The sequence below is a fragment of the Stenotrophomonas sp. SrG genome (assembly GCF_050031795.1).
Taxonomy (GTDB): domain Bacteria; phylum Pseudomonadota; class Gammaproteobacteria; order Xanthomonadales; family Xanthomonadaceae; genus Stenotrophomonas; species Stenotrophomonas rhizophila_A.
In genome coordinates, this window is the sequence record NZ_JBNBBE010000006.1 from 1 (window position 1) to 24,594 (window position 24,594).

The window sequence follows — 24,594 nt, forward strand, 5'->3', positions numbered from 1 at the left end:
GGTTATCTGTCTTGCCACGGGTCACCTCGATGCTTGGATTGATCCTATCGAGTGTCCAGCCGGATTAGACCACCTCAACCCATCCATGGGGGCTTGGTCGCCGCATCCATGCGGCTCACACCCCCGCAAACCCGCCCCCGCCGACCCTTCGACATCGGGTCGGTGGCCATGGAAAAAGCTGGGGCTTCGCTGACGCCGGCCGTTGGCCGGCCCTCTGCATTGCCGGCCCTCCGCATTGCCGGCTGCGGTAGGTATCGACCGTTGGTCGATACGCGCGCTACAGGATGTACGGCACCTTGAAGGCCAGGGTGAAGTCCGGCGAATCCGGCGTCAGGCCGATACCCAGCAGGCTCACGATCGTGGTGTTCTGGTTGAGTGCGTAGGTGATGCCCAGGTTGAGCGTGGCCGCATTGGCGTCGCTGCCGACGATCTTGACCCACTGGCCGCCCTTGAAGCGGGTGGAGGCGCGGGCGCTGAGCTTGTCACTGAAGGAGATGCTCAGGCTGGTGCGTTCGTTGAAGGCGAACGCCACGCCGGCGCCGAAGTAATACGAGCCGCCGAGTTTGACGTCACCGGGGTTGACGGTATCGGGGTTGGCGTCGAGGTCGTCGAAGCTGTTTTCGAACGAATGGATGTAGCCGATGTTGGCGAACAGGATGGCCGGGTCGGCGGTCTTGACCGCCGACAGGCCGACGTTGGCCTGCCAGACGCCGTTGCCGGTGGGTTGCTGTTCGGGCACGGCGAAGCGGATGAAGTCGTCGTCGTCGCGCTCGAGCACTTTCCAGCTCAGGCCGTAGGGTTCGCGGCCGGTGGGGGCGGTGGCGCCGACGGTCAACACGGTTTCGGGCCAGCGGCCTTTTTCGGAGAACAGTTTGTAGTTGGCACTGAGGCTGATGTCGCCGATGCCGTTGCCGGTGGTTTCTTCCTGGGCGATGGCCGCCGCCGAGCCGCCGGCGCCGCCCTTCTGGAAGACGGTCTTGCGGGCCAGGTAGGGCACGTCCAGGTTCAGGGCCAGGCGCGGGGTGAGGCCCCAGCGTGCGGCGAGGTTGTAGGTGAGGGTGTCGGACTCGACGTTTTCGATGGCGATGTTGCCGAGGAAGATCGCGTCGAGGGCGAGGAAGCCGTTGAGGGTCAGCTGCTTGCGGTCGTAGCGTGCGTAGCTGAGGCTGTTTTCCAGTGTGAAGCGGCGGGTGAACAGGGTCGAGGTCTGTTGTTTGACGTCGTCGACGCTGCGGCGCGAGGCTTCTTTGGCCTGCTGCGCTTCGGCGGCGGTGCTGGCGTAGCCATCGCCGGTCGGCGGTGCGGCGGGGGTGCTCGAGGGCAGCGGTTCGGGCGGGGCGGCGCCGGCCAGCGGTGCGGTCTTGCCGCTCAAGCGGGCCTGCATGGCCTGCACCTGCATGTCCAGTTCGCGCAGCCGGCGCACTTCCTGGGCGTAATTGGCTTTGAGCGTTTCCAGCTGCTGGATGAGTGCTTTTACGTCTGCTTCGTCTGCCGGGGTGGCCGGTGCGTCCTGGGCGTTTGCCGCAGCTGACGCGGTCAGTGCCAGCGCCGCCAGCGCCAGCGGTGTCGTGCATATCGAGGTGTGCATTTCCTTGCCCTGTGTTCTGGTGTCGTTCCCCCACCCGGCCGGTGTTACTGGCCGGGCCCCATGCCTACGCCGCGTACCAGGTTCATCGCCTGGGCCACGTTCTGGTTCAGCGACGCGCTGTTGGCCAGGGTCTGCCGCACCAGGTCGATCTGCATGCGGTTGCTGGCCGATTGGCCATCGCTGGCCACGGCGATGCTCTGGCCGACGCTGCCGTTGCGGATCCATTGCTGGACCTGGCCCACGCCCTGGATCTGCAGCTGCACGCTGGCGCCGTTGCCGTCCTGCTGGGCCACGGCGCTCACGCCGCCCTGCTGCGCGCTGGCCTGCGCGGCGCTCTGTTCGGTGGTGGTGGGTGCGGTGCCTTCGCGCACGTTCAACTGGGTGGCGTTGCTGGCCACGTTGTTGTCACCGGCCACCTGGATGCTCTGGGTAAGCCCGGCCACGTTCTGCAGGCCGCTCGAATCCACGCTGCGCCCCGGGGTCTCCGGCAGGGGCGCGTCGGCGGCGGTGACCGTCACGCTGGGCGTGAAGCTCACCTTGGGCGTGTTGCCCCCATGGCTGAAATCCATGCCCAAGGTCAGCGCGCTCTGTGCGGACTGGTTGCCGGCCTGCCATTGTGAAACCATGGTCACGCCGAACCAGGCCACGGCATTGCCGTTGACGGTGTAGCGGCCACGCATCAATTTCAGTTCCGGGTCGGGGATTTCGCTCAATCCCTTGCCGGGGCGTCCCTGCTCCTGCGCGTTGGGTGCATCGGCGGCGTGTACCGGGGCGACCCCGAGCAGCGCGACGAGCAATGCACTGTGCGTCCAGTTTGCGATGTTCATGGTGCCTCCTAGAACAGATCGGCATGGGTGAAACCGAAATCCACCAGTTCCGCGTCGGTGATCGGGCCCTGCCGTGCATACAGCGAACGCGCACTGGGCTGTTCGCCGGGCTGCAGCAACACGGTGTTGCGGTCGAAATCGGTACCGATGACGACGAACACGGCGCGCGACGGCCATGATTCGAGAAATTCGTTGACGGGTATGCTGCGGTTGCCCAGGATCGGGTCCGCTACGTCGACCACGTCGCCGCGGACCTGCTTGAGGACCACGAAGTGGCGGAATCCACGCACATCCATCAACACCAGCCCGGGCACGCGCAGCGAGCGCAGGCGCTCTTCGTTGACGCGGTAGCCGCGCCCACGCATGCCCATCGATTCCACGTAACGCTTGATGTCCAGCAGCGAGAAGCCACGCTGGTGGACCAGTTCAGGGTCCGACACCCCCATCATTCCTTCGATCACCGTGCCTTCGTCCGCGTCCAGGTGGTAGGCATAACGCAGGATCGTGGCCAAAGCGGCCGCGCCGCAGCTGTAATCGGTGTGTTGGCGCACCACGTTGCGGAAGCGCCGTTCCTGCATGCTCTCCACGCGCTGGGAGTACACCGCGCCATTGGGCAGCACGCCGCTGAAGGACACATCGCCGGCGCGCGAGGCGCCCACCGGCAGGATCAGCAGCGACAACGCGCAGCACAGGGCTCGGGTCGACCACATCGGCATGGCTCCGGAAGAAGGAAGGAGCCCCTGCCCCAAAGGGGGAGGATGGAACAGGGGCTCCCGGGGAACCCGGCCATTGGCGGATGGCCGGGTTTGTTGCGCTCAACGCGTGTTGCCTGCGAAAACGGACAGCGTTACTCGCCGCCACCGCCGCCCGGGTTGCCGCCAGTGGACGGCTGGGCCACGGCCAGGGCCAGGCTGTTGGCCTGCAGGTTGCCGGTGCCGGCTGCGACGTTCACGCCGATGTTGCCGCTGGCGCCGCGGAACGAGTCACCCGACAGCGAAGCGTTGTTTTCGGCACGTTCCACGACCCAGCGGGTGGTGGCCACGGTACCGCTCAGGCTGGCCTGCAGATCGGCATAGCCCACTTCACCGTACGCCAGAACGCCGCGCTCGTCGGTGTCGAAGGCGAGACCGCCTGCACCTTCGTTGTACGGGTTGTCGGTGGCGCCCTGGGCGTCAGCATCCAGGTCGATGTGCCCGGTCTGGTTGCCACCGGTATGCGACGAGCCGCTCCAGGTATCCGGGTAGAAGTTTTCCTTCTGGTAGGCATTGCCGCGACCGGCGTAACCACCCACGCCGATGGCTGCAGTACCGCCCCGGACGTTGCCACGCAGGGTGACCTGGGTGGTGTCACGCATGGCCTTCACGTAGCCCTCGTTGGACACGCTGTTGCCGGTGGACACCTGGTTCGAGCTGATGCTCGCGGTGGCCATGCGGGCGGTGGACACCGACGCAGCCAGGGCGTTCTTCTGCTCGTTGTTGTTGCCGGCGGCGCTGTTCACGCCGATGTTGCCGGTGGCGCCGCGGAAGGCGTTGCCGCTGAGGCTGGAGTTGTTGACCACGCCATCATTCATGGTGGTGTTGCCGGCGCCGTACTGGTTCACGTACACCTGCGCATCGGACATGCCGAAGGTGAACGAAGCATCGGCGGCGGACAGCGACGCGGCGTTGTCCTGGGCATTGTTGTCACCGGCGGCGGTGTTGAAGCCGAGGTTGCCCGACGCGTCCTGCGCCACGTTTTCGCTGATCGAGGAATTGTTCTCGAGCAGCTGGTTGTCGCCTTCGTTGTCGGTGATCGACTGGCGGTTGTCGATGATGGCAATCGCGGCCGAGTCCACTTCCAGGTCACCCGAGACGGTCGGACGGCCGCGGAACTGTACGTCCGCACCCACCTGCAGGTCCGATTCCAGGTTCACGTCCACGCCGTGGTTGTTCTTTTCCTTGCGCTCGTCGGCCTGGATGTTGCTGTTCTTCTGCACGTTTTCGTTGACCGAGACATTGCGCGTGTGGTTCACGTCGCTGGTGTCGCTGTAGCTCTTGGTCGTGGTCCTGGTGCTGGTGTCGGAGCTGGTGTTGGTGGTGCTGTTGTTGCGTACGCGGGTGCGCGAATCCCAGTCATTGCGGATGTTGGTATCGATATTGGTATCGATATCGGTATCGATGCTGGTGGTGATGTCGGTGTCGACATCGGTGTCGATATCGGTGTTGATGTTGGTATCAACGTCGGTATTGAGGTTGGTGTTCGTGTTCGTGTTGGTGTTGGTGCGGGTTTCCCACACGTTGTGGATGTGGTTGATGAACGCGCTTGCGTTCTGGTTGTCCTGTGCGGAGGCAGATGCGGTAGCCGCAACTGCGATGGCCAGCGCAAGTACCGTCTTGTTCATGGTGTTCATGGTGCCCTCTCTCTTCACGGTCAATCGGGTGGATGGAACTGCTCACGGGGTGGACTGCACCGAAATGCCCAACTGGTTGGCGGTGGTGTTGCCGGTACCCGCGATTTGATTGAGTTGCAGAACGCCGTCGAATCCCTGCAGTGCGGTGTCCTCCACGGCGACACTGCGGGTTCCGGCGGAACCACCGCGACGTGCGGTGCCCTGCCCCCCTGCTGACGCGAGTGCCCCCGACGCGGACAAGGCCTCGTCGTTCGTCTCGCGTATGCCCTGTTGCGCCAGCGTGGCCGTGACGACGTTGAGCGTCGCGTTGCCGATACCGCTGGCCTGGTTGATCATGGCGACGCCGCTGGCGCCGTTCAGTGCCTGGCCGCCGATGCTGGCGCTGGCATCCAGCGCGCCATCGGCGCGCACGCGGTTGCCGGCGAGGCGTTGGCGTGCATCGATGTTGACCTGTGCGTTTTCGCCGCTGGCGATACCCAGCAGGTTGGCCTGCAGGTTGAGGTCGCCGGCGGCCATGTTGACCACCATGGCGCCGTCGGCGCCGCTCAGCGCGCGGCCCTCCAGGCGGGTGTTGTTGAGGTAGCCCAGCATGCCGGCGTAGTCGCCTGCCTGCTGCGCGTACAGCGGCAGTGGCAGCACCAGCGAGAGCCCCAGCGAGAGCAGCACGGTTGCGCGCTTCATTTGCCGGGCCCACCTGCAGGCGCACCGGCCGGCTGGCCGAGCGGGAACTGCGCCAGCGCACCGCGCACCTGGTCACCGATACCGCGGGTGGCGTTGCCCACCGCGCCCATCGGCCCGCCGATGCTGCGGCCGAGCGAGCTGCCCGACAGCACACCGCTGCTGGTGGCCTTGCCCAGGGTGCTGTTGATGGTGCTGGTGGTGACGCGCTCCACGGTGGTCTGCGGGTGCCCCGCAGAGAGGCCGGTGTTGGAGCCCAGCGAGGCGTAATCGTCGTCGCTCAGTTCGTCCATGCCGGTCGAGGTGCCCAGTGCGCCAGCGACTTCGCGCTTGGGCGAGGGATCGGCGATCAAGGCCACGCCCGGGGGAGCGGGGCGATACGCCGGCCGCGCGGATACATCCCGCAGCAGCACGATTTCACCCGGTTGCTGCTTCACGCCCTGCCGTGCGCCCGAGGCCTGCACCGCTGCCGGTGCCAGCACCATCACCATCACCAGCAGCAGCCACGTCACCACCGTTGCCTTGCTCCGTACGCGAACGCTGTCCATTGCGACCTCCCGATACATGCGGAGGGATGGAGCAGCAATCGTGCCAAGTCCGAAAGGCCCTGTTTGCGGGCATGTTGCCGGCAGCGACCGCTGTCACTGCAACGCAGGTGTTACACCCGCGTGGCGTTCACGCGTCCTGAACACGAACGTGCGCGCGTCAGGAAGGCGGATAACGCTCACTTCACATGTAGGTGTATCAGCGTTGTTACACCGTCGGATACAGATGTCACAGTGCGCAGTCATCAAACGCAGACGGGCCGACAATCGCCGGCCCGCTGCATGACGACCTGACCGATCGTGCTAAGAGGTGCGCTCTTCGCCCTCTTCCACGCCCAGGTTGGTGGACGGGTTGTCGTAGACCTCGCGGTCGAGCAGCCCGGTTTCCTTGGCCACCAGCACCGGCACCAGCATCTGGCCGGTGACGTTGGTCATGGTGCGCATCATGTCCAGGATCCGGTCGATCGCGTACAGGTAGCCGATGGTCTCCAGCGGCAGGTTGGCTGCGCTCAGCACCACCGTGGCCATCACCACCGCCGTACCGGGTACCCCGGCTGTACCGAAGCTGCCCAGCACCGAAGCGATCAGCACCACCACATACTGCTCGGGGGTGAGCGGCACGCCGGTGTACTGCGCGATGAACACCGCGCACAGCGCCGGATAGATCGCGCCGCAACCGTCCATCTTGATGCTGGCGCCCAGTGGCACCGCGAAGGACGCGTAGTCCTTGTTCACGCCAAGGTTGTGGGTGATCGAACGCATTGCCGCCGGCATCGCCGCGAAGCTGGACGAGCTGACGAACGCCACCTGCATGCCCGGCGCGGCACCGCGGAAGAACTTGAGCGGGTTCAGGCCGTGCACCAGCAGCAGGCTGCCGTACACCAGCACGATATGCAGCGCGCAGGCCACGTACAGCGCCAGCACGAAGCTGCCCAGCGGCAACAGTTTTTCGAAGCCGTAGCTGCCCACCAGCCCGGCGATCAGGCCGAAGGTGCCCAGTGGGGTCATCTCCAGCACGAAGCGAGTGACCTGGATCATGATGTCGCTCATCTGCCCGGTCAGCTTGCGCGCCTCGGCGACCTTGTCGCCCAGCTTGACCATGGCAAAACCGAGCAGGCCGGCGAAGAAGATCACCGGCAGGATCGAACCGCGCCCCGCCGCCAGCACCGTCTCGCCGGCCGCGTTGACCTTGGTGCCGATGCCGGTGAGCGCGTAGAACACGTTGGACGGCACCACGTCCATGACCACCTTGACCACGCTGGGCACTTCGCGCGGCGTGTAGCCGTGGTCCATGCTCAGGCTGAGGTTGCCGGTACCCGGCTGCATCAGGGTGCCCACGGCGAGGCCGATGCCCACCGCCAGCGCGGCGGTGATGATGAACCACAGGAAGGTGCGCCCGCCCAGCGCCGCCACCGATTTCTGCCCGTGCAGGGAGGAAATGGCGTTGATCACCGCGAAGAACACCAGCGGCACCGCGATCATCTTGATCAGCGTGACGTACAGGTCGCCCAGCGGGCCGAACCAGGTTTCGGCGGCGGGGCCAAGCAGCCAGCCGGCCAGCGCGCCGAGCACGAAGCCGCCAAGTACGCGCTGCCAGAACGGGATCCGCAGCCAGGCAGACACCAGCGTCATGAGCATTCCAGGGAGAGGGTGACAGCCCCTCACCTTAGCCCAACGCGCCCCTGCGGACGAGGCGCACAGAAACAAATCAGCGTGTCATCGGCGTGCCTTGCGGCGTTCTGCATAATGAACGCCCGTTTCACCATTGAGATACGCGCGTCCATGTCCCGTTTCACGCCTGTTGTGGCGGCCCTCGCCACCACCCTGCTGCTTGGCGCCTGCGCCGCCTCCGCCCCCGCTTCCCGCGCCAACGCCGGCGCCGTTCAGGTCGATGTACCGGCAGTGGCCCACCCGGCCGGTGAAACCCCTCAGTGGTGGTACCGCAGCGGTGCCGCCCGTGCCGCCGGCAGTGGCGCCATGGACGGCCGCGCGAAAAACGTGATCCTGTTCCTGGGCGATGGCATGAGCCTGACCACCGTGGCTGCCGCACGCATCTTCGAGGGCCAGCGCAACGGCAACCCGGGCGAAGAGAACCTGCTCTCCTGGGAGCGCTTCCCGGCCACCGCGTTCAGCAAGACCTACAACACCGATTCGCAGACCCCGGATTCGGCCGGCACCATGACCGCCATCACCACCGGCGTGAAGACCCACATGGGCGCCATCGGGGTCAGCGCCGGCAGCCGCAGCGACTGCGCCGACAGCCTGGGCAAGGGCCTGCTGACCTGGCTGCAGCTGGCCGACAGCGCCGGCATGGCCACCGGCGTGGTGACCACCGCGCGCCTCACCCACGCCACCCCGGCCGCGACCTACGCCCATTCGCCCGAGCGCAACTGGGAAAGCGACGCGGACCTGCCGGAGGCGGCCAAGGCGGCCGGCTGCAAGGACATCGCCCAGCAGCTGCTGGACACCTCGCGTTACGGGCGAGGTCCGCTGGTGGCGCTGGGCGGCGGTCGTGCCCAGTTCACCAACGTGGAAGAGACCGACCCGGAGTACGACGACAAGGTGGGCCTGCGCCTGGACGGGCGCAGCCTCGTCGGCGAATGGAAGCAGGCGCACCCGCAGGGCGCCTATGTCTGGAACGCGCAGCAGCTGCAGGCCGCCGCCAACGCCCCGGCGATCCTGGGCCTGTTCGAGCCGGACCACATGCGCTATGAGATCGAACGCAAGGACGACCCGTCCGGCGAGCCCAGCCTGGCAGAACTGACCCAGGCGGCCATCGCCAACCTGTCGCGCCACCAGGAAGGCTACGTGCTGATGGTGGAAGGCGCGCGCATCGACCACGCCAACCACAGCGGCAACGCCTACCGTGCGCTCAGCGATACGGTGGCGCTGTCCGACGCGGTGCGTGCAGCGGTGGAGGCCACTTCCGACCAGGACACGCTGATCATCGTCACCGCCGACCACTCGCACACGCTCAACTTCGTGGGCTACCCGGCGCGTGGCAACCCGATCCTCGGCAAGGTCAAGGACAAGGGCGGCGAAGACGGCGCCGGCACGCTCGACCTGGCCCGCGACGGCCTCGGCCTGCCCTACACGACCCTCAGTTACGCCAATGGCCCCGGCTTCACCGGCGCCACCAACCAGCAGCCGGCAGGCCCCAAGGCCTACCCGCACAACCCGAGCAGCTTCGACCCGGCCAAGGGCCGCCCGGACCTGACCCACGTGGATACCGAGCACCCTGATTACATGCAGGAAGCGCTGGTGCCGATGAAGAGCGAAAGCCACGGCGGCGAAGATGTCGGCATCTGGGCCCGTGGCCCGGGCAGCAAGGCGGTGCGCGGCACCATGGAACAGAACGCGATCTACCACATGATCGTGCAGGCCACCCCGCGCCTGCGCCAGCGCCTGTGCGATGCCGGCACCTGCGACGCCAAGGGCGTGCCGGTGGAGCTGCCCGCACCCAAGGCGTTCGAGCGCAAGGACGCAGGCAACTGATGCGGCGGGCCGGCGTGCTGGTGGCATTACTGGCCCCGGCGGTGGGCCTCGCCGCGCCGCCGGCCTGCCAGCGGCTGACCGAGGAAGACGGGTTGCAGCCGCTGGCCGGCTGCCACCTGGAGCAGGGCCGGCTGTCGCTCGACGCGGCGGCACGTGCCAGGCTCGATTACGACAACCTGGGACTGGCTGCGGTGTACGCCGGGGACAGCTTCCACTACGTCAGCCGCCAAGGGCGCACCCAAGCGGTGATCACCTGGGACAACGGCCCGGATTACGTCGAGGAAGGCCTGCTGCGCGGCCGGGTGGGCGAGCGCATCGCCTACTTCGATGCCGCGCTGGCGCAGGCGGTACCGGGCACCTACGATTTCGGCTGGCCGTTTTCCGATGGCATTGCCCAGGTATGCAACGGCTGCCGGCGCGGCACGCCCGATGGCGATGGCCACACCCCGATGGAAGGCGGCGAGTGGTTCCACATCGACCGCCAGGGTCGCCGCGTGGCCGATCCCACCGGCCGATGAGCCTGCGTGATGGCGGCGCGTGCTGCCAAGGCCGATACTGGCCCTCTGCCTGACATGTCCCATTCGATGCCTACTGCGCTGCCCCCTGCCCCCGACCTGCCCGCACCCGTATTGGTGGGTTTCAGTGGCGGACTGGATTCGACGGTGCTGCTGCACTGGCTGGCCCAGTCACCCGCACAGCGCGCCGCCGGCCTGCATGCGGTGCACGTGCACCACGGCCTGCAGGCCGATGCAGATCGTTGGGCGGCGCACTGCGAGGCGATCTGCACGGCCTGGTCGATTCCGCTGCAGGTGATCCGCGTGGCGGTGCCGCGCGACAGCGGTGCGGGCCTGGAAGCCGCGGCACGCCACGTTCGCCGCGAAGCGTTCGCCCGCGTCCTGCGCGAAGGCGAACACCTCGCACTGGCGCACCACCGCGATGACCAGGCCGAAACGTTCCTGCTGCGGGCCCTGCGCGGCTCCGGGGTGGATGGCCTGGCGGCGATCCGGGCGCATGCGCCGTTCGGCGCCGGATCGATCTGGCGGCCGCTGCTGCAGATCCCGCGCAGCGACCTGCGGGCGCATGCCGCGACGCACGGGCTGGAGTGGATCGAAGATCCCAGCAATGCCAGCGACGTGGCCGACCGCAACTTCCTCCGCCTGCACGTGCTGCCGCTGCTGCAGCAGCGCTGGCCGCAGGCCGATGCGGCGTTCGCACGCAGCGCCGAATTGAGCGCGCAGGCGCAGCGCCTGCTCGATGCCTCCGACCACGACGCCTTGCGGCGCTGCACGGTGTCGCCCGGCGTGCTCGACTGCGCCAAGCTGCAACGGCAGCCGCGCGAGCGCCGCGCGCGGCTGCTGCGGCAGTGGGTGCGCAGCGCGGGACAACCGCCGTTGCCGGCCGCGGGCGTCCAGGCCATCGAACGCGAACTGCTGCCCGCTGCCCAGGATGCCGATGCGCAGTTCGCCTGGCAGGGCGTGCGCATCCGCCGCTGGCGCGGCCACCTGTACCTGCTGCCGATGGCCTTGGCACTGCCGCTGGACTGGAGCGTGCATTGGGACGGCGCCAGCCCACTGGCACTCCCCGATGGTGGCGAACTGGCACTGATCGGCGCCCAGCGGTTGGGTGAACCGGTGCAGGTCAGCGCACGCCGGGGCGGCGAGCGCATCCAGCTGCGCGGGCGCAGTCATTCGCACGCGCTGAAAGATCTGCTGCAACAGAGCGGATTGCCTCCGTGGCAGCGCCGCCAGGTGCCGCTGCTGTATGCAGACCAGGTGCTGGTTGCGGCCGGCGACCAGGTGATCGCGGCACCGTTGCAGCAGTGGCTGGATGAACAGCACGCCCGACTGCGCTGGACGCCGGGCGCGGCGTGAATTGACCCCTTGGGGCTGGCGCCTCACACTTGTCGCATGGCCAAGAAATCCCCCACTGACGCCTCCCCGGTCGCCCACTTCGAGCATTCGCTGGAAGAACTGGAGCAGCTGGTGGAGAAGATGGAAACCGGCGACATGAGCCTGGAGCAGTCGCTGAGCGCCTACGAGCGTGGCGTGGGCCTGTACCGCCAGTGCCAGCAGGCGCTGGAGCAGGCCGAACTGCGCGTGCGGCTGCTCAGCGACCCGGCCCGCCCGGAAACCGCCGAGCCGTTCGACCCGCCCAGCCATGACGGTTGAGTCCACGTTCGCGCGTTGGCGCGACCGCATTGAAAGCCAGCTCGACGCCAGCCTCCCCCCACCGGAACAGGCGCCCAAGCGCCTGCACCAGGCGATGCGCTATGCAGTGCTCGGTGGCGGCAAGCGCATGCGCCCGCTGCTGGTGTACGCCAGCGGGCAGATCTTCGGTGCCGACGAACATGCGCTGGACGCACCGGCGATGGCAGTGGAGCTGATCCACGCCTATTCGCTGGTGCACGACGATCTGCCGGCGATGGACGACGACGCCCTGCGTCGCGGCCGCCCGACCACGCACATCGCCTTCGACGAGGCCACGGCGATCCTGGCCGGCGATGCGCTGCAGACGCGCGCGTTCGGGCTGCTGGCCGATGCGGCGTTGCCGGCACTGCTGCGGGTGCACTGCCTGCAGGCGTTGACCCACGCCTCGGGTGCAGCCGGCATGTGCGGCGGCCAGGCGTTGGATATCGATGCAACGGGCCACGCGCAGCCGCTGGCCGACCTGCAGCACATGCATGCATTGAAGACCGGCGCGCTGATCCGCGCGGCGGTCCGCATGGGCGCGCTGTGTGGCGATGCGCCGCACGCGGCCCTGCTGCAGCTGGATGATTTTGCCAACGCCCTCGGCCTGGCCTTCCAGGTGCGCGATGACATCCTGGACGTGGAAGCCAGTTCAGAACAGCTCGGCAAGACGGCGGGCAAGGACCAGGCGCAGGCCAAGTCCACGTTCCCGGCGTTGTTGGGAATGGACGGTGCCAAAGCCGAACTTGCGGCGCTGAGCGAGCGCATGCACGACAGCCTTGCCGGATACGATGAACGCGCTGATGCGTTGCGTGCGCTGGGTCGTTTGGCGGTCGAGCGCAACCACTAACGGTAGGTACCGACCGTTGGTCGGTACGGCAGCCACGCAGGCCGTGGCGTCACGGATCAGAACGAAAAACGCCCGGCATTGCCGGGCGTTTTTTGTGGAATACCGACCAACGGTCGGTATCTACCGTGACCTCGGCGGCACCGGGCGTTGCCCGGTACACGCCAGCGGTCACTTGATCAGGCGCAGGGTGAACGGATAACGGTAAGCCTCGCCGTTGTTCGCCTTCACCGCCGCGATGATGCAGAACACGAGGTTGAGGATGCCCACCAGCGGCGCCAGCAGGCCGCCGATGATCACGATCATCAGGATGAAGCAGATGATCATTGCCAGGGTGATGGTGATCTGGAAGTTCAGCGCTTCCTTGGCCTGGTCGGTGACGAACCCCTTGCTGGCGTCGTCCTTGCTGATCAGCCAGATGATCAACGGGCCGATGAACCAGGTGAAGATGCCCAGCAGGTGCGCGGCAAGCGCCATGGTGCGCTGGTCGCTGGGAACCGGGCCGGCGCTGGTCGGCGGCGGCGGCGGGGCGGTGATGTTGTCGAATTCGCTCACATGAAACTCCTTGTCCAGTGTATGGGTGGTGCATGGCAGGCTCCCCGCCTGCCGAGGCAGCGGGCACAGGATACGTCAATCGATGCCGTCAATCGTTACCGGCAACGGTCATCCGCCCGACCAGGATCGAGCCGACGTGTACGTGCGAACGGCGGTCGATGTCGCTGCCCACCGCCTCGATCGCCGCGAACATCTCCTTGAGGTTGCCGGCGATGGTGATCCCGTCGACCGGGTACTGGATTTCGCCATTTTCCACCCGGAAGCCGCCGGCCCCGCGTGAGTAGTCGCCGGTGACGCCGTTGACGCCCTGCCCCATCAGCTCGGTCACCAGCAGGCCGTTGCCCATCTGCCGCGCCATCGAGGCCAGATCGCCCGCGTTGGAATGCACCCGCAGGTTGTGCACGCCGCCGGCGTTGCCCGTGGTCACCAGGCCCAGCTTGCGTGCCGAATAGCTGCCCAGCACATAGCGCTGCAGCACCCCGCCTTCGATCAGCGACGAATCGCGGGTGGCCACGCCATCACCATCGAACGCGGTCGAACGCAGGCCACGGCGCAGCAGCGGCCGCTCCTCGATCGCGAACCAGTCCGGGAACAGCTGCGTGCCCACGCTGTCGAGCAGGAAGCTGGCACGGCGGTACAGCGCCCCGCCGGACACCGCACCCAGCAGGTGGCCGATCAGCGAGCGCGCCACTTCCGGCGAATACAGCACCGGCATCTGCGCGGTGGCCATCGAACGCGGGTTGAGCCGGGCCAGGGTGCGCTCGGCGGCGCGGCGACCGATCGACGCCGCATCTTCCAGGTCTTCGCGGGCCAGCGCGCTGCTGTACCAGCCGTCGCGCTGCATGCCGTCACCCTGCCCTGCGATCAGCGCACAGCCCACCGAATGATGGCTGCTGCGGTCACGGCCGATGAACCCGTGCGAGTTCGCATAGACCGACAGGCTGGTGGCGGTGGACGCCGATGCGCCGTCGGAGTTGCTGATCCGCGGGTCGGCCTCGCGCCCGGCCGCTTCGCAGGCCAGCGCCAGATCCACCGCCTGGTCGGCCTGCAGCGCCCACGGGTGCCAGCTGTCCAGGTCGGGGAACTCGCGCGCCATCAGTTCCGGGTCGGCCAGGCCGGCGGCCTCGTCGTCCTCGGTATGCCGGGCAATCGCGCAGGCCTGGGCCACCGTCGATTCCAGGCTGGCCGGCTGCAGGTCGGCGGTGCTGGCGCTGCCCTTGCGCTGGCCGAAGTAGACCGTGACCGCGATTCCACGATCGCGGGTGGATTCCACCGTTTCGACTTCGCCCAGGCGCACGTTCACATCCAGCCCGCGTTCCTCGCTGCAGCTGACTTCGGCCTGGGTGGCGCCCAGCGCCCGGGCCCGGGCCAGCAGCTGCTGGGAGATGTCGGCCAGCTGTTCCAGCCTCGGCAGGCTGTCGTCGGCGGCATGGGCTTCAGGGGAGATCACGTTCAATGCTTTATCCTGTACGGGTGAGTGCCTGGCGCAACGCCGGGCACAGTTCTGGATGTGGAAAGAAGACGATGCGCGGACGCGACGAAGAAACCGGTGAATTCCTTGATATCAGCCGCAGCCAGAACCGGCGCGACGCGCTGGACGTGCTGGCCCTGGGCGAGAAGCTGGTGTCGCTGACCCCGGCCCAGCTGGCCCGCGTACCGGTGCCGGAAGACCTGCTGCCGCACATCGCCGAGGCCAAGCGGATCACCGCGCATATCGCCCACAAGCGCCAGCTGGCGTTCCTGGCCAAGCACATGCGCCGCGAGGACGATGCCACCTTGGACGCGATCCGCGATGCGCTGGACGCCAACAGCGATACCTCGCGCCGCGAAGTGGCCGCGCTGCACCGCGCCGAGGATTGGCGCGAGCGCCTGCTCAAGGACGGCGACACCGCGCTGAGCGCGCTGCTGGCCGAGTACCCGCAGGCCGACCGCCAGCAGCTGCGCACGCTGGTGCGCAATGCGCAGGCCGAGCGCGCGAAGAACAAGCCGCCGCGTGCCTTCCGTGAAATCTACCAGGTGCTGCGCACCCTGCTGCTGCCGGCCGCGCTGGGCCTGGAAGCGACGACGGCCGACACCGACGACGACGACATCGGCGACGCCGACAGCGCCGAAGACTGAGCCGGGCTGGCAGGACGGGCGCATCCGGCGATCAGGCCTGGGTGCCGCCCACGGTGATGCCATCAATCAGCAGCGACGGCTGGCCCACGCCCACCGGCACGCTCTGGCCATCCTTGCCGCACACGCCCACGCCTTCGTCCAGGGCCAGGTCGTTGCCGATCATGCGCACCTTCTGCATGGTTTCCGGACCATTGCCGATCAGGGTCGCGCCCTTCACCGGCGCGGTGACCTTGCCATCTTCGATCAGATAGGCCTCGGTGGCCGAGAACACGTACTTGCCGCTGGTGATGTCGACCTGACCGCCACCGAAGTTCACCGCATACAGGCCGCGCTTGACCGAACGGATCATTTCTTCCGGGTCATGCTGGCCGGCACGCATGTAGGTGTTGGTCATGCGCGGCATGGTCATGTGCGCGAACGATTCGCGGCGGCCGTTGCCGGTCGGGGCCACGCCCATCAGGCGTGCATTGAGCGAATCCTGCATGTAGCCGACCAGGATGCCGTCCTCGATCAGCGTGGTGCACTGGGTCGGATGCCCCTCGTCGTCGATGTTGAGCGAGCCGCGGCGACCGTCCAGGGTGCCGTCGTCAACGATGGTCACGCCCGGCGCTGCCACGCGCTCGCCAATACGGCCGGCGTACACGCTGGTGCCCTTGCGGTTGAAATCACCTTCCAGGCCATGGCCGACCGCCTCGTGCAGCAGCACGCCGGGCCAGCCCGGGCCGAGCACCACGGTCATCACCCCGGCCGGGGCCGGAATGGCGTCCAGGTTGACCAGCGCCTGGCGCAGCGCTTCGCGGGCGAAGGCTTCCGGGCGTCCGTCAGCGAACAGTTCCTCGTAGCTGTAGCGCCCGCCACCGCCGGAATAGCCCGATTCACGGCGGCCGTGCTGCTCCACGATCACCTGCACGTTCAGCCGCACCAGCGGGCGGATGTCGCCGGCCAGCACGCCGTCGCTGCGCGCGATCAGGATGGTATCCACGCCACCGGACAGGCTCACCATCACCTGCTGCACGCGCGGGTCGGCCGCACGCAGGAAACGGTCCAGGCGCTTGAGCACCTCCACCTTGGCTTCGTTGCCCATGCCATCGATCGGGTCCAGTGCGGGGTACAGCGCGCGTGCATTGCCGCGCACCAGCGACCGCGCCGGCTGCGCCCCGCCCTCGCGGGAAATCGCGCGCGCCGAGCGCGCCGCGCCCAGCAGCGCATCGCCATGGATGTCGTCGGAATAGGCAAACCCGGTCTTCTCGCCGGCAATGGCGCGCACGCCCACGCCCTGTTCGATGGAATGGGCGCCGTCTTTCACGATGCCGTCTTCCACGCTCCAGCTTTCGCGGCGGGCGTGCTGGAAGTACAGATCGCCAAAATCGATACCCGGCCCCAGCAGGGTGCCAAAGGTGCGTTCCAGGCCACCGGCATCCAGCCCGGCGGGCAGCAGCAGGCGGTCTTGGGCAAGGGTGAGTGCGTTGTCGGTCATGGTCTTGATCTGTGGGCGCGGGCAGATATCGCAAGCCGTGCGCGGGACATTGTGGGGGTAACGGCCGGGATCAACGTGGCGGCGCGTCGTCGCGGTCGATCACTTCGACCTTGGGTTCGGCCCAGGGGCCGGTCACGCGGTAGGTCTTGGCACCGATCTCGCCCAGCGGCTTGGACAGCACCGCATTGGCGGCCGCGCCCACCGCCGCGCCGACCGGACCGCCGGCGACGGCGCCGACCACGGTAAGCAGGTTGCCGGCGCGCGGATTGACGTCGATGGTCTGGTCGAACTGCTGGCGGCGCAGGTCGGTGCGGCCGCGGATGCTGATGTTGGCGGCCGGGCCTTCGATCAGCACTTTGTCGGTGGTGGCCATGCCATCGGCGAACGCCAGCGTGCCCTCCACCTGGTTGAAGGCGAAGCCCTTGGAGAAGAAATCGCGGAAATCGAACATCAACCGGCGCGGCAGCTGGGTCACGCTGAGCAGGCCGAGCACGCGGCCGGCGCCCGGCTCGAGCTCCAGCAGCTGGCCGTTGCGTGCGTGCACCTGCATCTGGCCCTGCAAAGCGCCCAGCTGGAAGTCCGATGGCCCGCCCTGCCAGCCGGCATCCAGGCTGATCTGGCCCTGGCCGCCGCGCAGCTGGCCGCCGTAGTCCAGGTTCTGCATCAGCCCGCCCAGGTCCTCACTGTCGACCTTGACCTGGAACTGGGTACGCGCCGCCTCACCCATGCCCAGCCAGCGGCCCTGGATGTCGATCACCTGCTTGGGCGCGCGGAACTGCAGCTGGTCCACGCTCAGCCCGTTGCCGAACGGACGCGTGCGCAGCACCGCCTGGCCCAGCCGCGCCTTGCCGAACTGCAGGTCGTTGATGTCCAGCGACAGCGGCGGAATCTTTGCCGGGTTGGTGTCGTTGGCGCTGGCTTGCACCCGCGCCGGCAAGCTGGCGTCGGCCGGCAGGATGATCGGCGCGCCATCAGGCGGGGCTTTCACGGGGGTGGGCAGCGACTGCCAGTGCACCCGGTCCAGCTTGCCGACGATGGCCGCGCCGTCGGCATTGGGCACGCTCAGGTCGCCCGACAGCGACGGGCCGTCCAGGCGCACGTCCACGCCGGTGGGAGTCGGACGCAGCTGCAGGCGCGTCTGCGCGAACACGCCGCCGGCCAGCAGCAGCTGCCCGACCTGCACGTCCACCTGGCGCAGCGGCATCGGGTCCGCACCGGGCGTCCCGCCTGGCGAACGCGCCAGCGCGATCCAGTCCAGGGCATCCAGCGAGCCGCTGCGGCCGTTGACCACCAGCCCGCTGGCGGGCGGGTCGCGGTCAACGGTGGCGCTGCCCAGCGTGACCTGCACGCCCGTCTTGTTGTCGTGGGTGCGCGCGGCCAGGGCCAGCCGTTCGCCGAAGGCAACGTCCACCCGACCGGCGCCCATCGGCAGCTGCGCCTTCACGGCGGTGGCCAGGGGCACCTCGGCTGGCTTGTCCAGCGGTGCCGGCAGGTCCAGCCGGGTGCCGACCAGGTCCGAGTGCAGGGTGAGCAGGGTCGGCGGCGCGGTCTTGCCGCCCGGCGCCAGCTTGGGCAGCGTCACCCCGATCGTCCAGCGCGACGTCCCCTCGATGTAAGGCTTGAGCCAGCCCAGCTCGGGCGCACGGTCCAGCAGCTGGCCGGCATCCATCCGCGCGGCCAGCTCGGCTTCGAACGCATGCTGCGGGTCACGCGCATAACCGCCGGCGCGCAGGCTGAGCTGGCCGTCCTGGCCCAGGTGGCGCACGGCCAGTGCCTCTGCACCGAACCCGTCCTGGCTGTACCTGGCCTGGCCGCGCATCGCCTCGAAGGTCAGGTCGAAGCGTTTGTCCGACAGCGTGGCGCCGTCCAGATCCACCGTGCCCTGCAGGTGCCCGCCGCCCTCGGCGTGGTGCAGCGGCTGCAGCAGGTCGAAGGTCACCGCCGCCGGGCCCTTGGCCGCCAGGTTGTCCAGCGAATCGGCATAGGTCTTGTGCAGCGGGCTCTGCTTGAGCATCGCCAGCAGCGCGCCGGCGTCGCTGCGGCTGGCCGCCTTGACGTACAGCTGGGAGGCGCCGAAATCGGCGATGCCTGCATCGAAGTGGTCCACCGCCACGCCGGCCAGGTCGCCACGGCCGTGCAGCTCGAACCCCGGGCCGATGAAGGCGATATCGCCTTCGACCTTGTCCATCGTCGGCCAGTCACGCTGGAAGCGGATGTTGCCGTTGTCGATGCGGCCGGTCGCCTCGAACCGACCGTTGTGGTCCTTGAACGGCCAGTCTTCCAGGTCGCCGGTCACCAGGCCGATACCCCCGCGGATATGGCCCCCCACCAGCGCCGCATCCAGCCAGTCGGTGGCCGCTTTGCTCATCTTGGAATGGATCCAGAAGCGCTTGGCCGCGGTCATCGGCACGTCGTCGAGCTTGGCCGCCAGCTGCATCCACGGGCGCGTGCCATTGCCCTGGAACCACATCGTGCCGCGCACGTCGGCGGCGTAATCGGTGCCCTGCACGCGCAGCGCCGGGGTGCCGATGCGCCAGCCGCCGCCTTCATCGCGCCAACCCACCATGCTGCCGGCCAGGCGCACGTCATGGCGCACGCCGAACCCGGTGGGCCAGTCGAAATGCATCACCCGGGTCGGCTGAAGGTCGAGCCGGAAGCCGTTGGCATCGCCCTCGAAATGGCCGCCCACCCCACCCAGGCCGGGTGCGTGGCCGGCGGCGGCGAACTGGATCTCTTCCAGCTCGCCTTCAAAACCCAGCGGCCCGTCGCGCTCGCCGGCGAACCGCACGCGGCTCATGCGCACCTTCGGCGCCGCGTCGTGCAGCCAACCGCGCAGCCCGGCATCGATCCGATCGGTCAACGCCAGCCCGCGCAGCAGCGCGGTGGCATCGATGTTGTCGCCGGCCAGCGCCATGTGCTGGCCGCCGGCCACCAACAGCCCATCCAGCGTTTCGGTGCGTCCTTCCAGGCCGATCCGCAGGCGCGGTGCATCGGCACGCCAGCCGCCCTGCACCCAACGCCAGCGCGCGCGAAGCTGCAAGGTATCGAGCTTCAGTTGCGGACGCCCGCCATCGGCCAGGCGCGCACCACGCAGCTGTACGCCAGCCAGGTCGGCATCGGTGGTGATCATCACCGGACGGCGGTCGCGCAGGTCCACCCAGGCATTCAACGTGCCGGTACCCTGCTGCAGGGCCACGCCGCCGAACTGCAGCAGCGACGACCACGCACGGAAGTCGGCCGGGTCGGCGGCCAGCCAGGCCTGCCCGTTGCCGTGGGCACGGTCGAAATCCACCACGGCCGTCAGCGGAGCGCCCTTGAGATCGGCCCACGCGCGCGCACCCACCGCCAGCCGCTGCCCGTTCACCCGCAGCCGCAGGTCGATGCGCGGCAGTTCGGTCTGTACATTCAACGACGGCGCATCCACCCGCAGCCGACCGCCGATGACCTGCAGTTCGCCCAGCCGGCGCAGGGTATCCAGCGGATCGCCGCCGGCCTTGGGTTGCGGCAGCCCCTGCACCGACCAGCGGCCATCGGGCGCACGCTGCAGCACCAGCGTCAGGCCGCGCAGGCGCAGCTCGGTCAGCGAACGACCGGGCAGCAGCCCCGAATACATCGAGACCTGCACTTCAGCCTCGCCGATGCGCAGTCCCTCGCCTTCACCGATGCGCAGGCCCTTCAACGCCAGCACCGGGCCGCGCCGGGTCCAGCGTGTCTGCAGCTGGTCGAAACGCACCGGCTGGCCGGCACGCGCACTCAACCACCCGGCCACCTTGTCCGGGTGCCGTTCGGCCAGCGGCAGCACTTGGCTGAGGCTGCCCACCAGCACCGCCACACAGACCAGTACGATCGCCATGGCATAGACAGCATGGCGGCGAATCCTTCGCAGTCGCAGGCGCAGCGGCGCGCTCATCGGGTCCCGCAGGCGCCGGCGCACCACTGCGCGGGCCGGCTCAGGTCACAGCAGCACGACATCGAACTGCTCCTGCAGGTACTGCTCGTCGGCCTGGAAGCGGATCGACTTGCCGAGGAATTCCTCCAGTTCTGCCACCGCCGAGGATTCCTCATCGGTGATCCGCGCCACGACCTTGGACGAGGCGATCACCAGCAGGCGCGCGGCATCGAACTGGCGCACGGCCCGGGTGATCTCACGGAAGATTTCGTAGGTGACCGTTTCCGCGGTCTTGATCGACCCGCGCCCGCTGCATTCCGGGCACGGCTCGGACAGCTGGCGCTCCAGGCTTTCCACGGTGCGCTTGCGGGTCATTTCCACCAGCCCCAGCGGCGAGAACTCATACACCGTGGTCTTGGCATGGTCGCGCGCCAGCGCCTTCTCCAGCGTGCGCAGCACCTGGCGGCGGTGCTCGGCGTCATCCATGTCGATGAAGTCGATGATGATGATCCCGCCGAGGTTGCGCAGGCGCAGCTGGCGCGCCACCGACTGCGCGGCCTCGAGGTTGGTGCGGAACACCGTTTCCTCCAGGTTGCGCTGGCCCAGGAACGAGCCGGTGTTGACGTCGATGGTGGTCATCGCCTCGGTCTGGTCGATCACCAGGTAGCCGCCGGATTTGAGCGGCACCTGCTTGTCCAGCGCGCGGCCGATCTCATCCTCCACCCCGAACATGTCGAAGATCGGGCGGTCGCCGCTGTACAGCTCCAGCTTCTCGGCCAGCACCGGCATGTACTTGGCCACGAAGGCCTGCAGCTGTGTGAAGGTCTCCTTGGAGTCCACCTTCACCTTGTCCACGTCCTTGCGGATCAGGTCGCGCACCGAACGCAGCGGCAGGCTCAGGTCTTCATAGATCACGCTGCACGGGGCCGCCTCGCGGCCACGGCGCTCGACCACGTTCCAGACCCGTGACAGGTAGGCGATGTCTTCGGCAATCGCCTCGGCCGGCTGGCCTTCGGCATTGGTGCGCACGATGTAGCCGTAACCACCGTGCTGGGCCGACAGCTCGGTGACCAGCGTCTTGAGCCGGGCACGCTCGGCCTCGTCCTCGATCCGCGCCGATACCCCGACCACCTTGGACTGCGGCAGCAGCACCATGTAACGCGAGGGAATGCTGATCTGGGTGGTCAGGCGCGCGCCCTTGGTGCCGATCGGGTCCTTGACCACCTGCACCACGATGTCCTGCCCGTCGCGCAGCAGCTCCACGATCGGCACCGACGATGGCGGCGGCAGCGTGGTGCCCTCGGTATCGGGGCTGGCCACCGGGGCCGGCCGTACCACGTCGTTGGCGTGCAGGAACGCGGCGCGCTCCAGCCCGACCTCGACGAAGGCCGCCTGCATGCCGGGCATCACCCGCTGCACCTTGCCCTTGTAGATGTTGCCCACCACCCCGCGGCGCCAGCCACGTTCGATGTGCAGTTCCTGCAGCATGCCGTTTTCGATGACGGCCACGCGGGTCTCGCGTGGGGTGACGTTGACCAGGATTTCTTCAGACACCGGCGACTCCCTTCGATTCAAATGCCTGCAGCAACTGCTCGGTCTGTTGCAGGGGCAAGCCCATGACACCCGAATAGCTTCCCGCCAGGTGGCGGATGTAACGCTCGGCCCCGCCCTGGATGGCGTAGGCCCCGGCCTTGCCCATCGGCTCGCCGCTGGCCACGTAGGCGGCAATGGCCGCCTCGTCCAGCGCGATGAAACTCACCTCCGACACGACCATCACCGCCTGCTCGGCGCCGGCGGCGACCAGCGCCGCGGCGGTCATCACCTGGTGGGTGCGGCCGGACAAGCGGCGCAGCATGGCGGCGGCATCGGCGGCATCGACCGGCTTGCCGAACACCTCACCGTCCAGCACCACTTCGGTATCCGCGCCCAGCACCATCGCGTCGGGGTCGTGGGCCACCTGCGCCAAGCCGGCACGGGCCTTGTCGATGGCCACGCGCTGCACGTAGTCCTGGGCGGTTTCCCCGGCGGCCCGTACTTCAGGCACATCCAGGTCCAGCGCGCGGAACGGTCGGTCCAGGCGCGCCAGCAGTTGGGTTCGTCGGGGCGAACGAGAGGCGAGATAAAGCATCGCGGAAGCATAACCTGCGGGCCCTGTCTGAATCGCGAGCAACGCCTCCGAATCGTCATCAACCCCGATAAACCTCACCAGACGTTCATCGCTCCGACACCAACCTCAACGCCTTCACATGGAGATGCATATGCGCCGCCCGACCCTGTCCCCGCTGCTGCTTGCCCTGTCCCTTGCCCTGGGAACCTCGATGACCGCCCACGCCCAGACCCCGCCCGCCATCGCCGTCCCCGCCGACAGCACCCTGCTCAACATCTCGGCCAACGCCGAAGCCCGCCGCGTGCCCGACGTGGCCACGCTGTCGGCCGGCGTGGTCACCCAGGCCACCGACGGCAACACGGCCATGCGCCAGAACGCCGAACAGATGGTCAAGGTGCTGGCCGCGATCAAGGCCGCCGGCATCGCCGAGCGCGACGTGCAGACCAGCGGGGTCAACCTCAGCCCGCAGTACCGCTACGCCGAAAATGAAGCGCCGAAGATCACCGGCTACCAGGCCAGCAATACCGTCAGCCTGAAGGTGCGCGACATCGCCAAGCTGGGCAAGGTACTCGACGCGCTGGCCGCACAGGGCGCCAACCAGATCAACGGCCCGCAGTTCGAGATCGACCAGCCCGAACCGGTCTATGACGAAGCCCGCCTGGCCGCACTGAAGAAGGCCCAAGCCCGCGCCGAGACGTACGCCAAGTCGCTGGGCCTGCGCGTGCGCCGCATCGTCAGCATTTCCGAAAGCGGCGGCGGCAACTTCCGGCCGGTGATGATGCGCGCCGCAGCCGCGCCGATGGCCGCCGATGTTTCCACTCCGGTGTCGCCGGGCGAGTCGACCGTGTCGGTCAACCTGGACGTTGTCTTCGACCTGGGGCGGTAAGCCCGCCCGGTATTCGACCTGGGCCGGTGAGCCCGCCCGTCAGCAGCGGACCGTTGGTCCGCTGTGTTCCTGACCGGCAGCCAAACACCCACGCCACCCCTGACTTCCGGCCCGCGCCGGGCTGCGGTATTGCTGTCATTGCGGGGCCCCGGCCCCTGCACGTTGATGTTCCCGCACGCACATCTGGCAAGGAGAGTGGCGCATGGTCCGTACGCATCCCCCGGTGGTCCCGCTGCAAATCGACGTCCCGCGCGTGCTTGGCTGGAGCACCGCGCTGGCCCTGCACCTGCTCGCCCTGATGCTGCTGCTGATTCCCGCCGCCTACGTTGCTGCCCCGCTGCCCCGCGAGCGGACGGTGGTGAACCTGATCACCCCACCGGTGCCGCAACCGGAGCCGCCGCTACCGATCCCCCCGCAGGAACCGGTGCCGGTGCGTGCGCCGACCACCACCCCGCGCGTGGCCCCGCTGCCGCTGCCCACCGCGAGCGCGGACGACGTACTGGCCGTGCCGCCTCTGCCCGCCAGCGACGTACAGACGCCGACCCTGGCGCCGGTCGAGCCGGCGCCTGCGGCCTCCGGTGACGGCGCGCAGCTGCAGTACCGCACCGCACCGCCGCCGAGCTACCCGATCGCCGCCATCCGGGCCGGGGAGCAGGGGACGGTCACCCTCCGGGTGCAGGTCGACGCCGACGGCAAGCCGACCTCCGTCTCCATCGAACGCAGCAGTGGTTCGCGGGCGCTGGACCATGCTGCGCGGCAGCAGGTGCTGCGCAACTGGCGCTTCGTGCCGGCCCAGGTCAACGGGCAGGCCGTGCCGGCCGTGGGCCTGGTCCCGGTGAGCTTCTCGCTGCCGCAGTAACGTCAGGAATGCGGGGTCCCCAACCCGGGACCCCGCACTTTTTTGACGGCCATCACCAATTGCGCGAATTAAGCAATTTTTCACGTTTACGTCACCTGTTGGAAACCTAGATTGGCGCCGACGCGTCAATCCGTTGACGGCGCCCCAG

The 24,594-nt window shown here is 68.2% G+C and carries 21 protein-coding genes; 8 read left to right on the forward strand and 13 right to left on the reverse strand.

All coding sequences use genetic code 11. The features are described from left to right. Positions 1 to 277: 277 nt before the first annotated feature. The 7 genes from ACQG3P_RS07035 to ACQG3P_RS07065 all read right to left on the reverse strand — a co-directional run bounded on the left by ACQG3P_RS07035 (position 278) and on the right by ACQG3P_RS07065 (position 7,659). The gene (locus tag ACQG3P_RS07035; RefSeq protein ID WP_068853510.1) at positions 278 to 1,588 is read right to left on the reverse strand and encodes a transporter; all 1,311 of its coding nucleotides are present in this window, start codon (positions 1,586 to 1,588) and stop codon (positions 278 to 280) included. Between the two features lie 44 nt (positions 1,589 to 1,632). Beyond that, positions 1,633 to 2,415: a hypothetical protein gene (locus ACQG3P_RS07040; protein ID WP_426804626.1), complete on the reverse strand. Its 783-nt coding sequence runs from the start codon at positions 2,413 to 2,415 to the stop codon at positions 1,633 to 1,635. A gap of 8 nt (positions 2,416 to 2,423) precedes the next feature. Beyond that, the gene (locus ACQG3P_RS07045) at positions 2,424 to 3,125 is read right to left on the reverse strand and encodes a C39 family peptidase (protein ID WP_093533407.1); all 702 of its coding nucleotides are present in this window, start codon (positions 3,123 to 3,125) and stop codon (positions 2,424 to 2,426) included. Positions 3,126 to 3,262: 137 nt separating this feature from the next. Beyond that, positions 3,263 to 4,804 (reverse strand): adhesin, encoded by a 1,542-nt coding sequence (locus ACQG3P_RS07050; protein WP_426804627.1) that lies wholly within the window; start codon positions 4,802 to 4,804, stop codon positions 3,263 to 3,265. Positions 4,805 to 4,846: 42 nt separating this feature from the next. Beyond that, positions 4,847 to 5,485 (reverse strand): hypothetical protein, encoded by a 639-nt coding sequence (locus tag ACQG3P_RS07055; protein WP_426804628.1) that lies wholly within the window; start codon positions 5,483 to 5,485, stop codon positions 4,847 to 4,849. Next, positions 5,482 to 6,030, reverse strand: a complete 549-nt coding sequence (locus ACQG3P_RS07060; RefSeq protein ID WP_426804629.1) for a hypothetical protein — start codon at positions 6,028 to 6,030, stop codon at positions 5,482 to 5,484. Before ACQG3P_RS07060 ends, ACQG3P_RS07055 begins: the two co-directional genes overlap by 4 nt. A gap of 300 nt (positions 6,031 to 6,330) precedes the next feature. Then, entirely contained in the window at positions 6,331 to 7,659 is a 1,329-nt protein-coding gene (locus ACQG3P_RS07065) for a dicarboxylate/amino acid:cation symporter (RefSeq protein ID WP_426804630.1), read from the reverse strand. 150 nt (positions 7,660 to 7,809) lie between these two features. Here ACQG3P_RS07065 and ACQG3P_RS07070 point away from each other — a divergent pair, with 150 nt between their 5' ends. The 5 genes from ACQG3P_RS07070 (at position 7,810) to ACQG3P_RS07090 (ending at position 12,558) form a co-directional block, all read left to right on the forward strand. Beyond that, positions 7,810 to 9,522 (forward strand): alkaline phosphatase, encoded by a 1,713-nt coding sequence (locus ACQG3P_RS07070; protein WP_426804631.1) that lies wholly within the window; start codon positions 7,810 to 7,812, stop codon positions 9,520 to 9,522. Beyond that, positions 9,522 to 10,040 (forward strand): WG repeat-containing protein, encoded by a 519-nt coding sequence (locus ACQG3P_RS07075; RefSeq protein ID WP_426804632.1) that lies wholly within the window; start codon positions 9,522 to 9,524, stop codon positions 10,038 to 10,040. The genes ACQG3P_RS07070 and ACQG3P_RS07075 overlap by 1 nt, the downstream gene beginning before the upstream one ends. A gap of 66 nt (positions 10,041 to 10,106) precedes the next feature. Then, positions 10,107 to 11,393, forward strand: a complete 1,287-nt coding sequence (gene tilS / locus ACQG3P_RS07080) for a tRNA lysidine(34) synthetase TilS (protein ID WP_320457418.1) — start codon at positions 10,107 to 10,109, stop codon at positions 11,391 to 11,393. A gap of 36 nt (positions 11,394 to 11,429) precedes the next feature. Beyond that, positions 11,430 to 11,690 (forward strand): exodeoxyribonuclease VII small subunit, encoded by a 261-nt coding sequence (locus ACQG3P_RS07085; RefSeq protein WP_068853531.1) that lies wholly within the window; start codon positions 11,430 to 11,432, stop codon positions 11,688 to 11,690. After that, the gene (locus ACQG3P_RS07090) at positions 11,680 to 12,558 is read left to right on the forward strand and encodes a polyprenyl synthetase family protein (RefSeq protein ID WP_426804633.1); all 879 of its coding nucleotides are present in this window, start codon (positions 11,680 to 11,682) and stop codon (positions 12,556 to 12,558) included. The genes ACQG3P_RS07085 and ACQG3P_RS07090 overlap by 11 nt, the downstream gene beginning before the upstream one ends. 168 nt (positions 12,559 to 12,726) lie before the next feature. Here the strand turns inward: ACQG3P_RS07090 and ACQG3P_RS07095 are convergent, their stop codons facing one another. Both ACQG3P_RS07095 and pmbA read right to left on the reverse strand, forming a co-directional pair. Continuing rightward, complete coding sequence (locus ACQG3P_RS07095; RefSeq protein WP_307106630.1) at positions 12,727 to 13,110, reverse strand: DUF4870 domain-containing protein; 384 nt, start codon at positions 13,108 to 13,110, stop codon at positions 12,727 to 12,729. 88 nt (positions 13,111 to 13,198) lie between these two features. Beyond that, a complete protein-coding gene (gene pmbA / locus ACQG3P_RS07100) occupies positions 13,199 to 14,566 on the reverse strand; it encodes a metalloprotease PmbA (RefSeq protein WP_184126487.1) in 1,368 nt (455 codons plus the stop codon). A gap of 68 nt (positions 14,567 to 14,634) precedes the next feature. Here pmbA and yjgA point away from each other — a divergent pair, with 68 nt between their 5' ends. Further along, complete coding sequence (yjgA, locus tag ACQG3P_RS07105; RefSeq protein ID WP_426804634.1) at positions 14,635 to 15,228, forward strand: ribosome biogenesis factor YjgA; 594 nt, start codon at positions 14,635 to 14,637, stop codon at positions 15,226 to 15,228. 31 nt (positions 15,229 to 15,259) lie between these two features. Here yjgA and tldD read toward each other — a convergent pair whose 3' ends face one another. From tldD to ACQG3P_RS07125, 4 genes are all read right to left on the reverse strand, one after another. Next, positions 15,260 to 16,705, reverse strand: a complete 1,446-nt coding sequence (gene tldD / locus ACQG3P_RS07110; protein ID WP_184126485.1) for a metalloprotease TldD — start codon at positions 16,703 to 16,705, stop codon at positions 15,260 to 15,262. 70 nt (positions 16,706 to 16,775) lie between these two features. Next, entirely contained in the window at positions 16,776 to 20,615 is a 3,840-nt protein-coding gene (locus ACQG3P_RS07115; RefSeq protein ID WP_426804635.1) for a YhdP family protein, read from the reverse strand. Positions 20,616 to 20,660: 45 nt separating this feature from the next. Then, a complete protein-coding gene (rng, locus tag ACQG3P_RS07120; protein WP_068853541.1) occupies positions 20,661 to 22,148 on the reverse strand; it encodes a ribonuclease G in 1,488 nt (495 codons plus the stop codon). Further along, complete coding sequence (locus ACQG3P_RS07125) at positions 22,141 to 22,722, reverse strand: Maf-like protein (protein ID WP_184126483.1); 582 nt, start codon at positions 22,720 to 22,722, stop codon at positions 22,141 to 22,143. Before ACQG3P_RS07125 ends, rng begins: the two co-directional genes overlap by 8 nt. A 130-nt stretch (positions 22,723 to 22,852) precedes the next feature. Between ACQG3P_RS07125 and ACQG3P_RS07130 the strand changes: the two genes are divergently transcribed. Continuing rightward, positions 22,853 to 23,587 (forward strand): SIMPL domain-containing protein, encoded by a 735-nt coding sequence (locus tag ACQG3P_RS07130; protein ID WP_068853543.1) that lies wholly within the window; start codon positions 22,853 to 22,855, stop codon positions 23,585 to 23,587. 202 nt (positions 23,588 to 23,789) lie between these two features. Beyond that, complete coding sequence (locus ACQG3P_RS07135) at positions 23,790 to 24,446, forward strand: energy transducer TonB (protein WP_093533418.1); 657 nt, start codon at positions 23,790 to 23,792, stop codon at positions 24,444 to 24,446. The last annotated feature ends 148 nt before the right edge of the window (positions 24,447 to 24,594 follow it).